The sequence below is a fragment of the Gilliamella sp. Nev3-1 genome, from assembly GCF_001690435.1.
GTDB classification, from domain to species: Bacteria; Pseudomonadota; Gammaproteobacteria; order Enterobacterales; family Orbaceae; genus Gilliamella; species Gilliamella apicola_C.
This window is the reverse complement of the sequence record NZ_LZHN01000088.1, coordinates 1-13,680: the sequence shown is the minus strand read 5'-3', so window position 1 is coordinate 13,680 and position 13,680 is coordinate 1. Positions and strand designations below refer to the sequence as shown.

Sequence of the window (13,680 nt, the reverse complement as noted above, 5' to 3'; positions counted from 1 at the left end):
TGTATGATTAAATGAGATCATTTAAATAAACATTTTTCATCAATATTTATTCGCACTCACCAACCGTGGTTGGTGATTTGTGTTAAATTTACTGATAAATATTGATGTTGTGGTTAAATTTTGTTACAAGACTTTTTAATTCGCTCTTTGTAACTGTCGATTTTTTGTGGTGTCAGCATATGGTGTTCATCATCTAATACCACACCGTTGACATCATCCGCTATGCGTTGTGCTGTTTGTAACATTAATTTGAAGTTTTGCTGATTGTTACCTTCAGTTGGAGCTATCATAAAAATAGATACACCTGGTGTGGTAAATTCATGCATTGTTTCAGGATCCAGATATCCTGGTGTGACCATATTAGCTAAACTAAATAATATTGAACCGTTACCTGCAGGATCTACATGGCGGTGAAAAATTCTCATATCACCAAATTGAAAACCTGATTGCATAATACTTGCAAGTAGTACATCACCTTGAAGTAATTTTCCATTAATACCAGTGACATTTAATACGATAATTTCGGTTGCGGGATCTTCTTTATTTATATCTAGTTTTTCAGGTTTGTTGTTATGGTTAATTTGATTATTGGTATCAATATTAACATCAACATCAACATGTTTTTCCTTGGTTGTTTGGATTAGATTAAGTTGTTGTTCATTTTCAAAAAGGTCATGATTTTCGTCGGTAGCGGGTTCTTTTGCTACGTCTGTATTAATTTTGAGCTGCTCATCCCGATCAGTAAATAAATCATCTTGCTGTGGTATATTTTCTTTTATAGATTCATTGATAATTACTTTATTTTCAACGATTTCATCATTTTTTGTTGTTTTTGGAGTGAGTAAAATCACCTCATCCTCTTCTATATCATTTGTAGGAAAGTTTTGATCTTGTTGCGTGCTTTGTGAAAATTTTTCTTTTTTATCTGAACTAAAAAGTGAAGATCGCTCCTTTTTATTAATCCAAAATCCATGGATGAACAATGCAATAATGACTAAGGATGCAACAACAACTAGAACAATACGTAAATTATCCATAATAACCATCTCTGTATTAAATTAAATATAGACTTAAATTATTCAATCATATTTTGAAAAAAATGATTATGGAGTATAGCAATGTAAATATTAATTTCTTTAACAATCTAGATTAATCTTCATTAAAGCAACCCCACCTAGTTTTTAGTATAACATTTTCTTTGAAATACGTTATAGCACTAAAAATTAATTAATATATATTACTTGATTTCTGACAATATTCATAATTATCAATATATATTTTTAATATCATAACTTAGTTCTCCATTTTTTAGAACTCCGTGCTATTAACTTGTAAAGTTACTTACAATTTATGCATATTTTTTGTAAAATCGCCAATCACGTTTAAAGATAAGATCTATTTTTAATAAAATAATTATTAAGTGTACTGAGGTCATTTTTATGAGATTTAACAAGCTATTATTAGCCTTGCCTGTGGCGCTTGCCAGCCTACTTTTACTAACAAGTTGTGATAATGGTAAACCGCAGAGAGGTTTACCAAAGGTAACTGTATTTAAGGTTGAGCCATTAAGTTATACATTAAAAATTAATTTACCAGGTAGAGTTGTCGCATCTCAAATTGCCGAAATTAGACCTCAAGTGAGTGGTATTGTTTTAAAACGTGAGTTTGATGAAAGTTCAAATGTTAAGGCAGGTCAGTCTCTTTATCAGATAGATCCAGCTATTTATCAAGCTAACTATGATAGTGCGGTAGCTAGTGTTGCTAGTGCTAAAGCAAATGCAAATATTGCTCAACTTACTCTTAAGCGTTATGCTGGATTATTAAATAGTAAGTCGATTAGCCAACAAGATTACGATAAAGCTGCCGCTGATGCTAAGCGAGCTGAAGCTGCAGTATTAGTTGCACAAGCGGCAGAGCATACCGCTAAAGTCAATTTGGATTATACGAAAGTGTATTCGCCGATTGATGGCTATATTGGCAAATCAAGTATTACCGAAGGCGCTTTGGTTTCAGCAGGGCAGCCTTCCCCATTAGCATTAGTTCAACAACTTGATCCTATTTATATTGATATGACTGAAGCAGCAACTCGTTACAATAAATATCTTCAAGATGAAAATGTAATTTATGAACCAATTAAAAGCAATAATGTTGAACTCTTTTTCAGCGATGGTTCAAAATATCCCGAAGCTGGTACTATTAAATTCTCTGATATGACGGTTAACGAAACAACAGGCACTGTAACTTTGCGTTCGCAATTTTCAAATAGTGATGGAAAGATTTTACCAGGTATGTTTGTTAAACCTAGACTAACATTAGGCATAATAAAAAACGCTATACTTGTTCCACAAAAAGGAATTACGAGTAATCAATTTGGACAATATACTGCAAAAATTTTAAAACCAGATAATACAGTAGAATATCGCCAGGGTATCCAAGTATATGCAGGAATAGGTGGCTATTGGATTGTAACAAAAGGGATTAATGCAGGAGAAGAAGTCATTATCACTGGATTACTTAATTTAACCGCTATCGAAAAGCCAATTAAAGATGCCCCTCCAATGAAAGTAACAAAAATAGGTGATCCTGATAAGCTTTCGCAGGAGCAATTAGATGGTATTCTCCAAAATAGTATGAAATAAGGGTAGATTGAATTATGGCTAAGTTTTTTATTGATAGACCAGTGTTTGCATGGGTAATTGCTATCATGATGATGCTAGGCGGTGCCTTATGTATAAAGTTGCTGGCTGTTGAACAGTATCCAGATATTGCTCCCCCTTCTGTAACTGTTAGTGCAACTTATCCGGGTGCTGATGCACAAACTATTGAAAATACAGTAACTCAGTTGATTGAACAAAATTTAACAGGGCTAGATAACCTCATTTATATGAAATCAACCAGTAGTGCACAAGGCTTTGTCCAAACAACATTGACTTTTGCGCCTGGTTCCAATCCTGATTTTGCTCAAGTGCAAGTTTTAAATAAGATAGAGAGTATTAAGTCTCGCTTACCTGAGAGTGTGCAAAAAAATGGCGTATCTGTTGCTAAAAACAATACCAGCTTTTTAAAAGTTGTTGGTTTTTATTCAACTAATCCGAAAAAAACACAGGCTGATATAGCTGACTTCGTCTATTCTACTGTGCAAGATCAAATTCGACGAGTTCAAGGGGTGGGTGATACTCAATTATTTGGTTCTGAATATGCTATGCGTATCTGGCTTGATCCCAATAAATTAACCTACTTTAATCTATCAATTGAAGAAATTATTGCAGCCATTCAAGCGCAAAATGCACAAGTAACCGCTGGACAGTTAGGCGCTTTACCTGTAAATGAAGGGCAAGAGCTTAATGCAACCATTACCGCACAATCGCGTTTAAAAACACCTGAACAATTTCAAAATATTCTTGTTCGAGTTAATACCGATGGTTCTAACATTTTATTAAAAGATGTGGCAATCGTTGAAATTGGCGCGTCGGATTATAACTTTATTTCTCATTATAATGGCAATGTATCAGCTGGCCTCGGGATATATTTAGCAACGGGCGCTAACCAATTAGATACTTCGGCAAAGGTGGATAAAAAATTAGAAGAGTTATCTAAAATTTTTCCAGAAGATATTAAATATTCTTTTCCATATGATACAACCCCATTTGTTAAGTTATCTATTAACAATGTAATTCATACATTAATTGAAGCAATCATTTTGGTTGTTATTGTCATGTATGTATTTTTACAAAATCTTCGATCGACACTTATACCTACTATCACTGTACCTGTTGTATTATTGGGGACATTTGCGATCCTCTATATTTGTGGATTTACCATTAATACCTTATCCATGTTTGCTATGGTACTTGCTATTGGATTGTTGGTGGATGATGCAATCGTTGTTATTGAAAATGTTGAACGTATCATGCATGATGAGGGTTTATCGCCTTATGATGCAACGGTTAAATCGATGGAGCAAATCACTTCAGCATTAGTTGGGATTGCTGTTGTTTTATCTGCTGTATTTGTGCCGATGGCGTTTTATGGTGGTGCTGCTGGGGGGATATATCGCCAGTTTTCAATTACCATAGTAACGGCAATGGGATTATCAGTATTGATGGCGATTATATTGACACCGGCACTTTGTGTGCAGATTTTGAAAGCGCCGTCTAAAAATAAAGTTAAGAAAAGTTCATTAGGTGAGAAATTAGAGTCGGTACCTCCATTTAGTTGGTGCTCAACAGGCACTAAACGCTTTTTTAAGTGGTTTAACCACTTTTATGATAAAAGTTTACGTTCTTATGAGAAAAGCGTTATTAAGGTTATCCGTAAGCCTATAGTTGCTTTTGTTTGTTATGCTTTAATACTCGTTGGATTGTTATTCGGTTTTAACCGTTTACCTACAGGTTTTTTACCAAATGAAGATCAGGGCGTGCTTTTAGTTTTAGTTGAATTACCACCGGGTTCCACATTAGAGCAAACCATGTCAGTTTTAAATAAAACCGCTCGTTTTTATACTGAAGAAAAAGTAAAGTCTGTTGAGGAAATATTTACTGTCGCTGGTTTTAGCATGGTTGGTCGTGGGCAAAATATGGGGATGGGTTTTATCCGATTAAAAAATTGGGATGAGCGCAAACGAGCCGATCAAAAAGTTAACGCTTTAGTTGGAGACGGCATGAGATTTGCGTCAACCATAACCGAAGGTCGTGTAATTGTAACTAATTTACCAGCAGTGCCATCTTTAGGTATGGCTAATGGTTTCTCTTATATGCTTAAAGATACTGCGGGATTAGGGCATCAAGCATTAGTTGCTGCGTTTTTCCAAATGCTTGAGCAAGCCTCTCATCATCCTGATTTACAACAAGTACGTCCAGCTAGTATGTTAGATGTTCCTCAATATAAAATTAATGTTGATTTTGAAACTGCACAGGCTCTTGGTGTGTCAGTCAGTAGTGTTAATACTGTATTATCTACAGCATTAGGTTCTGCTTATATTGATGACTTTGTTTATAATAACCGAGTTAAAAAAGTCTATCTGCAATCTGATGCACCTTACCGTATGTTGCCTGATGATTTTAGTTATTGGCATGTCAAAAATAAAAATGGGCAAATGGTACCTTATGATGCATTTGCAAGCACAACAAAAACTTATGGTTCACCCTCTTTAGAACGTTATGATGGTGTAGCAGCAATGGGTATAAGTGGCTTAGCTGCACCTGGAATGAGTTCTGGTCAAGCAATGACTGTGATGGAAGAATTATCAAAACAGTTACCAAAAGGATTTACATTTGATTGGACAGACATTTCGTATCAGGAACGTCAAACAGGTTCACAAACAACGACACTTTATATTATTTCAATCATTGTGGTATTCTTGTCACTAGCCGCGTTATACGAAAGCTGGACAGTGCCTATTTCGATTTTGTTCATTATTCCTCTTGGTATTTTAGGAACTGTTTATGCAACGATGTTTAGAGGACTTGATAATGATATTTACTTTATTGTTGGTTTATTGACCACTATGGGGCTGTCAGCTAAAAATGCTATTTTGATTGTTGAGTTTGCCAAGGATGCCCTTGAAAAAGAAGGTAAATCGTTAATAGATGCAACACTTGAAGCTTGCCGTTTGCGTCTACGTCCAATTTTGATGACTTCATTTGCCTTTATTCTTGGTGTACTACCACTAGCATTAAATAGTGGTGCTGGTTCTGCAAGTCAAAATGCAGTAGGTACTGGGGTAATTGGTGGTATGTTAACAGCAACATTTTTAACTATATTTTATGTACCGTTATTCTTCTTATTTATAACTAAATTATTTACTAAACATAAAAATAAAGCTGTGTTACCAACCAACCGCTCAAAAGCAAAAACTGAATAGTTAGTTTTTAATGCATGGATCAAATTGCATATTGGGCATGCATTTTAACGCGATATTAAGATAAAAAATGCGCCAATTTATTGGCGTATTTTTTGTTTATAGATGTCTACCATTACTTGATATTTAGTATATATTACTTACGAGACTTTATTAATTGTTGGCTGGTATGAGCGTGGGTAATTGCTATAGCTAAAGCATCAGCAGCATCGGCTTGCGGGCTAGCTGGTAATTTTAATAATAATTTTACCATATGCTGTACTTGTTTTTTATCTGCAGCACCAGTTCCTACTACACACTGCTTAACTAAACGAGCAGCATACTCAAAAACTGGTAAATTATTATTAACCGCAGCGACAATAGCAGCACCCCTGGCTTGACCTAATTTTAACGCAGAATCGGCATTACGAGCCATAAACACTTGCTCAATAACAAATATATCGGGTTGAAATTGGAGTATAATTTCACTGACACCTGCATATACCCGTTTTAAACGAGTAGGCAGATCATCAACAGAAGTACGGATACATCCACTGCCAAGATAGGAAAGTTGACGCCCAGTTTGGCGGATTACACCGTAACCCGTCAAACGAGAGCCTGGATCGATGCCAAGAATAATGGCCATTAAAGCGTTGCTGCGACCTCGTCAGAAACTTCACCGTTATGATAAACTTCTTGAACATCATCACAATCTTCGAGCATATCAATCAGACGTAATAATTTTGGTGCAGATTCAATGTCAAGATCGACTTTTGTTGCTGGAATCATTGATACTTCAGCGGCTTCAGCAACTAACCCTGCTGCATCAAGTGCATCTTTTACTTCACCAAATGTTTCTGGTGTGGTAAAAACATCAATAGCGCCATCATCGTAAGTAACAACATCATCAGCACCTGCTTCAAGCGCAGCATTCATCACTTGATCTTCATTGGTACCCGTCGGATATGAAATAACTCCTTTTTTGGTAAATAAATATGAAACTGAACCATCAGTACCTAAATTGCCACCCGTTTTAGTAAAGGCGTGGCGCACTTCTGATACGGTACGATTACGATTATCACTTAAGCATTCAACCATGACAGCAGTACCAGCAGGGCCATAGCCTTCATAAATGATTGTTTCCATATTGCTATCATCTTCACCACCAACACCACGAGCAACCGCTCGATTCATGGTATCGCGGGTCATATTATTCGATAATGCTTTGTCCATTGCTGCACGTAACCGTGGATTTGACGCTGGATCGCCGCCACCAAGTTTTGCTGCGGTTACCAACTCACGAATAATTTTGGTAAATATTTTACCGCGTTTTGCATCTTGCGCTGCTTTACGGTGTTTGGTATTGGCCCATTTACTATGACCTGCCATAAAATTCTCCAGATTAAATAATTTTAAAATCGCTGTATTTTAACAAACTTTTACTTAAAATTCATTATCAATATGTTTATTCATTTTTGATAGATTGATTATAGTGATTTTTTTTAGTTGTTAGCAAAAAAGCGCCTTATGTGAAGGCGCTTTTTTGTCATAGTATAATATAAAACAATAGGTGATTAACTCATTCCATACTGTTTTAGTTTTTTGCGTAGTGTACCGCGGTTGATACCAAGCATGTTAGCTGCTCTAGTTTGATTACCACGTGTATATTGCATAACCATATCAAGGAATGGATGTTCAACTTCAGCTAACACTAACTCATATAGATCAGTAGGGTCTTCACCATTTAATTGAGATAAATAGTTTTTTAAAGCTTGCTTCACTGAATCCCGCAAAGGTTTTTGTGTTATTTGGTCTTGAGAATTTACAGTCGTAAATTTAAGTGCTGCAGCTGTAACGCGTTGTTCTGACATAGTATTCTTAACTCTTTGGGTTATTTCTAATTTGACTAAAAAATGCTTTTAGTGTGCTTACTTGCTCACTTGTATTACTAAGTACACTAAAAAAGCGCCTGAATTGATCGCTGTCAGCATAATTCTTGGTATACCAATTTACATGCTTTCTGGCAATCCTTAATCCTTTGTATTCTCCATAGAATTGATAAAGCTCATCAAGATGCGATAACACAACTTGCTCTACTTCATCAATACTTTTATTTTTTTGTAACTGTCCATGTGTTAAATAGAATGCAATTTCTTCAAATATCCAAGGTCTCCCCTGTGCCGCTCGACCGATCATTATAGCATCGGCCTGCGTATATTGAAAAACATCTTTTGCCTGTTCTGGTGTACAAATATCTCCATTGGCAATTACAGGAATAGTAACGTTTTCTTTAACTGCCTTAATCGAGTCATATTCAGCCACACCGTTGAATAAGCATGCACGTGTTCTTCCATGAATAGTAATTGCCTTTATGCCACAATCCTGTGCAATTTGTGCGATTTCAATGCAATTTCTATGATCTTTATTCCATCCAGTCCGCGTTTTTAATGTTACCGGCACATTGACTGCGCCGACAACTTTCTGCAAAATATTTTTAATAAGTTTAGGATACTGCATTAAGGCAGATCCAGCCAATTTTTTATTGACCTTTTTTGCAGGGCATCCCATGTTAATATCAATTAATTGGGCGCCATGTTTGACGTTAAACTCAGCAGCTCTTGCCATTTCATCAGGATCTGAACCGACAATTTGTACTGCACGAATACCAATATCATCACTTGCTTTCATTCGCAAAGCTGATTTATCAGTATGCCAAACATCCGAATTTGCTAAAAACATTTCTGAAACTGTCATACCAGCACCAAATCGATAACATAAATTACGAAATGGTTTATCGCTGATTCCAGCCATTGGTGCAGCAATTAAATTATTCTTTAATTTTACTTCACCAATGCTAAGCAAATTAAGGTCGGCTATATTACGCATTTTTTTTCTAACTTAAAAGGGGGTAATGTTATTTTTTTTACTTTTTTTGCCAGTGATACGGCACCACTCTTCTTGTTCAACTACAGGGTCTAGTTCAAAATGGGGTTGATAAGCCATGCAAACACTAGATGATTGGCTGGACAAAATACCAGATAACCCTAGCTTACCTTGTGATTTTACTAATTTGCTTATATGTGGCTCAAGCTCTTTTAATGGCCCAGCTAAAATGTTGGCAACAACAACATCTGCCTGTAAATCATTAGGGATATCTTTTGATAAATAAAGTTCTAGTTTTTCGCTAACATCGTTACGCTGTGCATTGTCTCGGCTAGCTTGGATGGCTTGAGGATCGATATCAATACCAATTACACGTTTTGCACCTAATTTTAGTGCTGCAATGGCTAAAATACCTGATCCGCAACCATAATCAATAACCAATTTATCTGTAAGATCTAAACTATCGAGCCAAGTTAAGCATAATGCAGTAGTTGGATGAGTGCCAGTGCCAAATGCTAAGCCTGGATCCAACATAACATTAACTGCATTTGAATTAGGTACCTCGCACCAGCTTGGACAAATCCAAAGGCGTTTACCAAATTGCATAGGATGAAAGTTATCCATCCACTCACGTTCCCAATTTTTATCTTCTAATTGCTCAATTTTGTAAGAATATTGCTCAATATTTAATATTGCTTTTAATTCATCAATGTTTGTTTGCGCATCATATAACCCAATGACATCGGTATCTCCCCAAAGCTTAGTTTCACCTGGTAAAGGTTCAAAAACAGGATTATCATAAGTATCTTGAAATGTGACTGATACTGCACCTGATTCTTCTAACTGCTTGCTGATTTGTTCAGCAAGTTTGTTAGTTGTGTTAATTTTGAGTTGAATCCAAGGCATAATTTTTCTCTCTATTACAAAATATACCGAATATATTGGCTATAATAAAAACAATCAATCCAATAGTTAACGATGGCACAATTGGATGAAGTGATAGTAGTTTAATATTATAGCCAGCTAATAATATGTAACTCGCTGCTCCAGCAAGCATTGAGTAAAGCGCACCAGTTGCATTGGCTTTTTTCCAATATAATCCAAGGACTAATGGCCATAAAAATACAGCTTCAAGCCCACCAAAAGCGAGTAAATTTAGCCAAATTATCATATCTGGTGGATTCCAAGCAGCCAAAATAAGTAGTCCGCCAAAAATAAAGGTGATAATAACGGATAGGCGAGTTAGCATTTTATCATTATATTTTTTACTATGTCTCGTGCTTAAAAATAGGTCTTTAATTATTACCGATGAAACTTGTAATAATTGAGCATTAATTGTTGACATAATAGCAGCAAGTGGCGCAGCCAAAAAGATTCCAGCGGCAAAAGGGGGTAATACATTGATGATCAATGTTGGCACTATTTGATCAGGAATTGTTAGATCATCAACAATAGCACGACCTAAAGCGCCAGATAGGTGCATTGTTAGCATGATAATGGTAACAACAATAGTACCAATAATAATCCCCCGATGTACAGCTTTGCTATCTTTATAAGCCATACAGCGCACCGCAGTATGAGGTAAGCCAACTACACCAAAACAGACTAATATCCAAAATGAAGCCATGAAAGGAAAATCCATAAAATCATTTGGTCCTTGTGGTGCTAGCAGTGCGGGATCTATTTGTGCCAATCGAGTGATAATTGCCGTAATTCCACCACCATTATAAATAATAGCCCCAAGTAATAATATAGCACCAATGATCATTATTAAACCTTGAAATGCATCATTTAAAATGCTAGCTCTGAAGCCACCAAAAGCAGTATAAATTACAGTACCAATACCAAATATTAATAATCCAGTATGATAAGGAATTCCAACTGAAGATTGAAGTAAGCGAGCACCACCGACAAATTGTACTGTCATTGCGCCAATAAAGGCAACGACAAGCGCTATGCTTGCAAACCAAACAATAAGTTTACTTCGGTAATGGGCATAGAGAATATCACTTAAGGTAATTGCATTATATTTACGTGCTAAAATCGCAAATTTTTTACCTAGAATACCAAGTGAAAGTAAAACGGTAGGGACTTGAATCATGGATAGCAATACCCATCCAAGTCCAAGTTTATAAGCTGCACCAGGACCACCAATAAACGAGCTTGCACTAATATAAGTTGCAGCTAATGTCATGGCGAGTAGAAATCCACCCATAGTTCGATTACCAATAAAATAATCAGTAAATTGATTTACTTTTTTGCGTTTAACATAAGCATAAATTGATAACGCAAATACAAAAATAAGGTAGATAACAAGCGGTAAAATAATATCAAAATGCATTGGTTAATCACTTAGTTTGTTCTAACGAGATATTTTTGAATTGAAATTTTACAACTACCCAGCACAGCAATATAAAACCTAGAGGTACCATAATGCAAGATAGTTCAAACCACAATGGGAGTCCTAAAAAACCTAGTTTGTTACTAACGCAGTAAGCACAAATAATCCAGCCAAGAAGATAAATAAATGTTAATACTAATGATAGTTTAGCTTCTTTACTTGCTTGCTTATATCGAGCATCCATATTGATTTATTGATGAATTGAAGGTGGCTTAGATTAAAAGAAAGTACTTAACTTAGCAAGTTTATTGCAATTTATGCAATATAGTCTTTTAAATATATCAATTTCAGCAATAACAAAAGTAATATATAGTGCTTGATAAATTGATTATGAATAATTCAACTCATGGAGAGAATAATGTCAAATTATTTTAATACACTAAATTTACGTGAAAAATTAGAGCAACTAGGTCAATGCCGTTTTATGGCTCGCAATGAATTTGCGTCGGAAGCTGATTTTCTAAAAGGTAAGAAAATTGTAATTGTTGGTTGTGGTGCTCAGGGACTGAACCAAGGTCTTAATATGCGTGACTCGGGTTTAGATATTGCTTATACATTACGTAAAGAGGCTATTGTTGAAAAGCGTGCATCATGGAAAAAAGCAACCGAGAATGGTTTTAAAGTTGGCAGTTATGAAGAATTAATTCCTACAGCAGATCTTGTCATTAACTTGACACCAGACAAACAGCATTCAGCTGTTGTACAAGCTATCCAACCATTGATGAAACAAGGCGCAACGCTAGGTTATTCACATGGTTTTAATATTGTCGAAGTCGGGGAAAAGATTCGACCTGATATCACTGTTGTAATGGTAGCACCTAAATGCCCAGGAACAGAAGTGCGTGAAGAGTATAAACGTGGCTTTGGAGTGCCTACACTTATTGCTGTTCACCCAGAAAACGATCCAAAAGGTGAGGGTTTAGCTATTGCTAAAGCATGGGCAGCAGCAACTGGCGGGCATCGAGCGGGTGTTCTACAGTCATCATTTGTCGCTGAAGTTAAGTCAGATTTAATGGGGGAGCAAACCATTCTTTGTGGTATGTTACAGACAGGATCATTACTTTGTTTTGATAAATTAGTTTCAGATGGCGTTGATCCAGCTTATGCATGTAAATTACTCCAATTTGGTTGGGAAACGATCACTGAAGCCTTAAAACAAGGCGGTATTACTTTAATGATGGATCGTTTATCAAACCCAGCTAAATTAAGAGCAAATGCTTTAGCAAAAGAATTAAAAGTGATCATGACCGATCTTTATCGTAAACATATGGATGATATTATTTCTGGCGAGTTTTCATCAACGATGATGAAAGACTGGGCTAATGATGATGCCAACCTGCTTAGATGGCGTAAAGAAACTGGCGAAACCGCATTTGAAAAAGCCGCCGAATATCAAGGTAAAATTGACGAGCAAGCTTATTTTGATCAAGGAGTTGTTATGGTTGCGATGGTTAAAGCTGGTGTTGAACTTGCGTTCGAAACTATGCTTGAATCTGGTATTTTACCTGAATCAGCTTATTATGAATCATTACATGAATTACCACTTATTGCTAATACTATTGCGCGTAAGCGCTTGTATGAAATGAATGTCGTCATTTCAGATACAGCTGAGTATGGTAACTATCTGTTTGCTAATGCAGCGGTACCATTGCTAAGAGAGAAATTTATGCCAATGTTGCAATCTGGTGATCTTGGTAAAGCGATTCCAGAAGGTCGTGTTGATAATGCTTATTTACGTGATGTAAATGATGAAATTCGCAATCATCCAATCGAAATTATTGGACGAAAACTGCGTAGCTATATGACAGATATGAAACGTATTAATGTAGCAAGCTAAACTATGTTATCATAGAATAGAAAGGTGCTCAAAAGCACCTTTCAGATTGATGACAAACCTCGATATAATTCGGGGTTTATTTTTTTATTTAAACCATAAATAGGATTTTTAATTTGGATTTTATTAAATAAATTAAAAAATAGCTTAAAAAAACGTAACAAAAATAGCTTTATCGCTATTTTCTTGATATTTTGAGCCGTTGCGGCCAATAAACACTGCATTTGAACCTGCGCTCTTCCTCTAAATCGTGCATAGCGATGTCCGTGATGTTGTTTAGCATCAGCAAAGCTGCGCTCTATCGTTTCTTTTCGCCGAGCATAGACTTTTTTACCCCACTGACTTAAACGAATCTCGTTGGCTTTCTCTTTATCTGCTTCCCAGATATGCCGTGTGATGACTTTCTGTGTATTTTTACTCTGTGTACACTGTGACAATAACGGACAGATTTTGCAGGTTGTTGCATCAGAATGATAATGACGATAACCTTCCCTGCTGGTAGTTTTATATATTAATGTTTGCCCGTTTGGGCAAGTATAAGTATCGTTTTGACTGTTATAGATAAACTGCTTTTTTCTGATGGGATTCGCACCATGGGTGGGACGACGATAACCCAACACCGGATATATCTGCTCTGCCAGCAGTAAATGGCAAATGGGAGCCGTAAAATAACCCGCATCAAGGCCGACACCAACCGGATTAAAGCCAAACCGCTCTAACTGG

Annotated in this window: 12 protein-coding genes; 3 read left to right on the top strand and 9 right to left on the bottom strand. The window is 36.1% G+C overall.

Going from position 1 to position 13,680, the window contains the following annotated elements:
* Nucleotides 1-113: 113 nt before the first annotated feature.
* The gene (gene zipA, locus A9G40_RS13375) at nucleotides 114-1,037 is read right to left on the bottom strand and encodes a cell division protein ZipA (RefSeq protein WP_176700507.1); all 924 of its coding nucleotides are present in this window, start codon (nucleotides 1,035-1,037) and stop codon (nucleotides 114-116) included.
* A 402-nt stretch (nucleotides 1,038-1,439) separates the two neighbouring features.
* Between zipA and A9G40_RS13370 the strand changes: the two genes are divergently transcribed.
* Nucleotides 1,440-2,639 (top strand): efflux RND transporter periplasmic adaptor subunit, encoded by a 1,200-nt coding sequence (locus tag A9G40_RS13370; RefSeq protein ID WP_065583425.1) that lies wholly within the window; start codon nucleotides 1,440-1,442, stop codon nucleotides 2,637-2,639.
* Nucleotides 2,640-2,653: 14 nt separating this feature from the next.
* Nucleotides 2,654-5,863, top strand: a complete 3,210-nt coding sequence (locus A9G40_RS13365) for an efflux RND transporter permease subunit (protein WP_065583424.1) — start codon at nucleotides 2,654-2,656, stop codon at nucleotides 5,861-5,863.
* A 133-nt stretch (nucleotides 5,864-5,996) separates the two neighbouring features.
* Here the strand turns inward: A9G40_RS13365 and ruvC are convergent, their stop codons facing one another.
* The 7 genes from ruvC to A9G40_RS15935 all read right to left on the bottom strand — a co-directional run bounded on the left by ruvC (nucleotide 5,997) and on the right by A9G40_RS15935 (nucleotide 11,307).
* The gene (gene ruvC / locus A9G40_RS13360; protein WP_065583423.1) at nucleotides 5,997-6,485 is read right to left on the bottom strand and encodes a crossover junction endodeoxyribonuclease RuvC; all 489 of its coding nucleotides are present in this window, start codon (nucleotides 6,483-6,485) and stop codon (nucleotides 5,997-5,999) included.
* Entirely contained in the window at nucleotides 6,485-7,228 is a 744-nt protein-coding gene (locus tag A9G40_RS13355) for a YebC/PmpR family DNA-binding transcriptional regulator (protein WP_065583422.1), read from the bottom strand. The genes ruvC and A9G40_RS13355 overlap by 1 nt, the downstream gene beginning before the upstream one ends.
* Nucleotides 7,229-7,413: 185 nt before the next feature.
* The gene (gene fis, locus A9G40_RS13350; RefSeq protein WP_034883623.1) at nucleotides 7,414-7,710 is read right to left on the bottom strand and encodes a DNA-binding transcriptional regulator Fis; all 297 of its coding nucleotides are present in this window, start codon (nucleotides 7,708-7,710) and stop codon (nucleotides 7,414-7,416) included.
* A 7-nt stretch (nucleotides 7,711-7,717) separates the two neighbouring features.
* Nucleotides 7,718-8,725 carry a tRNA dihydrouridine synthase DusB gene (gene dusB, locus A9G40_RS13345; protein WP_065583421.1) on the bottom strand — a complete coding sequence of 336 codons (1,008 nt, stop codon included), beginning with the start codon at nucleotides 8,723-8,725 and terminating at the stop codon, nucleotides 7,718-7,720.
* Nucleotides 8,726-8,737: 12 nt separating this feature from the next.
* Entirely contained in the window at nucleotides 8,738-9,628 is an 891-nt protein-coding gene (gene prmA / locus A9G40_RS13340) for a 50S ribosomal protein L11 methyltransferase (RefSeq protein WP_065583420.1), read from the bottom strand.
* Nucleotides 9,603-11,063 carry a sodium/pantothenate symporter gene (panF, locus tag A9G40_RS13335; RefSeq protein WP_065583419.1) on the bottom strand — a complete coding sequence of 487 codons (1,461 nt, stop codon included), beginning with the start codon at nucleotides 11,061-11,063 and terminating at the stop codon, nucleotides 9,603-9,605. The genes prmA and panF overlap by 26 nt, the downstream gene beginning before the upstream one ends.
* Before the next feature lie 7 nt (nucleotides 11,064-11,070).
* Entirely contained in the window at nucleotides 11,071-11,307 is a 237-nt protein-coding gene (locus A9G40_RS15935) for a YhdT family protein (protein ID WP_065583418.1), read from the bottom strand.
* 174 nt (nucleotides 11,308-11,481) lie between these two features.
* On the opposite strand from A9G40_RS15935, the gene ilvC reads away from it, so the two are divergent.
* The gene (ilvC, locus tag A9G40_RS13325; RefSeq protein WP_065583417.1) at nucleotides 11,482-12,960 is read left to right on the top strand and encodes a ketol-acid reductoisomerase; all 1,479 of its coding nucleotides are present in this window, start codon (nucleotides 11,482-11,484) and stop codon (nucleotides 12,958-12,960) included.
* Between the two features lie 41 nt (nucleotides 12,961-13,001).
* Here ilvC and A9G40_RS13320 read toward each other — a convergent pair.
* On the bottom strand, nucleotides 13,002-13,680 hold a 679-nt coding region (locus A9G40_RS13320; protein WP_141675279.1), incomplete at its 5' end, for a transposase.

What these genes read in the sequence shown, in the direction of transcription:
- zipA (WP_176700507.1), bottom strand. Translation starts at nt 1,037, where the DNA reads ATGGATAATTTACGTATTGTTCTAGTTGTTGTTGCATCCTTAGTCATT.
- A9G40_RS13370 (WP_065583425.1), top strand. Translation starts at nt 1,440, where the DNA reads ATGAGATTTAACAAGCTATTATTAGCCTTGCCTGTGGCGCTTGCCAGC.
- A9G40_RS13365 (WP_065583424.1), top strand. Translation starts at nt 2,654, where the DNA reads ATGGCTAAGTTTTTTATTGATAGACCAGTGTTTGCATGGGTAATTGCT.
- ruvC (WP_065583423.1), bottom strand. Translation starts at nt 6,485, where the DNA reads ATGGCCATTATTCTTGGCATCGATCCAGGCTCTCGTTTGACGGGTTAC.
- A9G40_RS13355 (WP_065583422.1), bottom strand. Translation starts at nt 7,228, where the DNA reads ATGGCAGGTCATAGTAAATGGGCCAATACCAAACACCGTAAAGCAGCG.
- fis (WP_034883623.1), bottom strand. Translation starts at nt 7,710, where the DNA reads ATGTCAGAACAACGCGTTACAGCTGCAGCACTTAAATTTACGACTGTA.
- dusB (WP_065583421.1), bottom strand. Translation starts at nt 8,725, where the DNA reads ATGCGTAATATAGCCGACCTTAATTTGCTTAGCATTGGTGAAGTAAAA.
- prmA (WP_065583420.1), bottom strand. Translation starts at nt 9,628, where the DNA reads ATGCCTTGGATTCAACTCAAAATTAACACAACTAACAAACTTGCTGAA.
- panF (WP_065583419.1), bottom strand. Translation starts at nt 11,063, where the DNA reads ATGCATTTTGATATTATTTTACCGCTTGTTATCTACCTTATTTTTGTA.
- A9G40_RS15935 (WP_065583418.1), bottom strand. Translation starts at nt 11,307, where the DNA reads ATGGATGCTCGATATAAGCAAGCAAGTAAAGAAGCTAAACTATCATTA.
- ilvC (WP_065583417.1), top strand. Translation starts at nt 11,482, where the DNA reads ATGTCAAATTATTTTAATACACTAAATTTACGTGAAAAATTAGAGCAA.